At 33.5% G+C, this 2,845-nt stretch carries 1 protein-coding gene and 1 pseudogene; one reads left to right on the top strand and one right to left on the bottom strand.

The features are described 5' to 3' along the window. On the bottom strand, positions 1 to 2,255 hold a 2,255-nt coding region (locus ACKI2P_RS10525), incomplete at its 3' end, for a hypothetical protein (protein ID WP_407377411.1). Between ACKI2P_RS10525 and ACKI2P_RS10520 the strand changes: the two are divergent. Continuing rightward, a pseudogene (locus ACKI2P_RS10520) lies at positions 2,236 to 2,472 on the top strand (recombinase family protein); the annotation flags it as partial. The gene ACKI2P_RS10525 and the pseudogene ACKI2P_RS10520 overlap by 20 nt on opposite strands. Positions 2,473 to 2,845 lie beyond the last annotated feature (373 nt).

The following is a 2,845-nucleotide window of genomic DNA, read 5'->3' as shown; positions in this document are numbered from 1 at the left end:
TCTTTAAGCCAAATTGTTCCATCATTTCTTTCTTTTCCGTCACTATTAAGCTGATTAAATGCAACGACCGGAAGATTTTTATCAATCATAAAAGCTCTTGATTTTGTATTATCTAATCCTGATGTAAAATACGGTTCTTCTGAAGTTCCTTGAATAACATCAAAATCTTCAGAATAATGTACGATTCTATCAACTGTTAATCCATATTGATCTGTTACAGACACATTGATTTCTCCAGACATAATTTTCTTATCACTGGCATCTAATACAAATGAATAGGTATTTGCATTCTCATGTTTCATTTCATATTTCGAATCTCCAAAAGCAAGTATAACAGAATCATCAGTCAAACCACTATCAAATTCAATATCACTTGCTTTAACTGTATATTTAATATTATTATTAGAATAAATGCCAAAAGTTAGAACACGAAGAACCTTGTCAAGACCAGTTTCTGTTTTGCTGACAGATACAGAGTCAATTTTCGGATAGCTCAAATCTTTATAAAATCGAATTGGTGCAATTTCACGATGACCTTCTTCGCCATCGTATGTACTTTTGTTTCCAGCCTGATCTACAAAAGTAACACACACATCAAGATAATGATTTTGTTCCAGCTCAATTTTCGCAGCGTCATCATCAATTTCTAATTCATAAATTTTCTCACCATCATCTGTAATATATGAAAGCTCATTTTTATATACTACCTGCGACTCGGAATTTACAAAAGAATAGAATACTTTATATGGATTGACATCAGAAATTTTAAGTGAGAATACAACTTTTTCAGATTCAGCTCCACATCCATTGAACCAGTTTTGCTTTTCCCCATCAACTTCAATTATCTTAGGGCTTGTGACAAAATTGATTTCTCCATCAGGTCTTGTAAAATCTGTATTGAAAGCAACACTTTCTGAACTACTGTTTCCGCAATTATCCACAGTTTCAACTGTCAATTTATGGGAACCATTTTTAAATGTTTTAATTGGGAAAGAGTATTCTTTTTTGTATTCTATTTCATTATTCTTAGTAAAATCCTTCTCGTTGGGATTAAGAATGGTATTTCCGTCCTTGATTACCACACTTGCAATACCTGATTGATTATCGGATATTTTGAAAATAATTCTTTCATCTTGCGTATCAACACCATACCAATCTGTATTGTTTGCATCAATATGACTGCTGAAATTGGGGTTATCAATTTCACCATTTGGAGAATCTGTTTCAATTACCATTTGACCTATCTCTTCTTCAGTGCCATTTCCAGCCTTATCTTTAACTTCTACCTTGAGATTGTTATACTTACATGAATCAATATCAAAATAATAATATTCAACTTCGTCTGTATCTTGTGTTTTTATTGTACCATCATCAAGTTCAACTTCCTCTGTCTTCATTACCTTTTCAAACTTATTGGGTATTTCATATGTATCATCAAATAATTTAACTATTTCAATACCACTATATGTGGTTTCATCGCCGGTATCATGCGCACGGATAACAATTCTTATGGGAACATTTGCGAATAGCCCATAATCATAATCATGGAGAACAGAAGATGTAGCCTCAACCCAATTATCCTCTTCGTTTTTATATTGGTAACTGATACTGTCGATTTCTGGCTTATTACCGTCAACATTCTTATTGGAAATGTATTTTGCAGTATTTCCGGCTTTGTCCGTTACTGTAATGGTTACGGTTACTTCTCCATTAAAACCTTCCAACCTATACGGATAATAATGTTTGTTTTCGTCAGATTCAAATACCTTACTATTTCCTTTTTCATCAGAAACTGTAACTATAACATTTGATACTCCGCTTTCATCATCCTTAGCATTAAATCCGACAAAATTCCAGTATTCGTCACCGATTTGATAATCAGAAATAACAGGCGGAATATTTTCAAGCAAAAATTCATCACTTCTTGTCTGTCTACCCTGTTCCAATGTAAGAGGGCAAAGCTTACTTTCCTGCCCATTTGCAATTATCTTAGCACTTAAATTTAATTTAATACTAGATTTATCTTCAAGTTTAATTTGATACTTTGCTTGAAATTGATTTGTGTCCCTATTTGATGTAACCCATTCAGCAGCTATTTTATCATCCAATTCAACATTATTATTATAAAGCGCAAAATAAACATCTGAGTCATGTGATACATTTGCATATCCATTCAAAGTTACTTCAACCGATTGATTAAAGAATCCCTTATTTAAATCCAAACCAGTACCGCTAATTTCTGCAGACGAAGGCATCAGTGCCACAAATACCAAGCACAGAGACGGCTTCAATCAGATGATTGCAGACGCTCTTGACGGGAAAATCAATCTTATCATCACAAAAAGTGTGAGCAGATTCGCCAGAAATACGGTTGACAGCCTGACAACTGTCAGAAAACTGAAAGAAAAAGGCGTTGAAGTTTATTTCGAGAAAGAAAATATCTACACACTGGATTCAAAAGGCGATGTTTTGACTATCAATTGAATACAATAAAATGAAAGGTCAACTGCCAAAAATACGCATAATTGCGATAAAATCAGCAGTTAACCTTGTCTTGCTGTTCAGTTTTACATGCGAATTTTATATAGAGAGTAGCTACACTCTCAAATGATAGGTTTTCCACAAACAACACTATGCAAATAAAAGGTAGGCTTTTATTTGAGAGTGAAAGCTTTCATTTGAAGGTGCAGTCAGCTTTTGTTTGCTTAATGTTGAAGGTTCGGAAAAAGCCATAGATACGAGGATAACAAACAGATAGTTCCGTTACAGAATGAGACTATAGTTTTCCACAAACAACACTATGCAAATGAAAGGTACTTTCATTTGTAAGTGAAATTCTTTGAAA

The sequence above is a fragment of the Methanobrevibacter sp. genome (genome assembly GCF_045541095.1).
GTDB lineage: Archaea > Methanobacteriota > Methanobacteria > Methanobacteriales > Methanobacteriaceae > Methanocatella.
The sequence above is the reverse complement of the archived record's forward strand: the minus strand, read 5'-3'. Positions and strand labels throughout refer to the sequence as shown.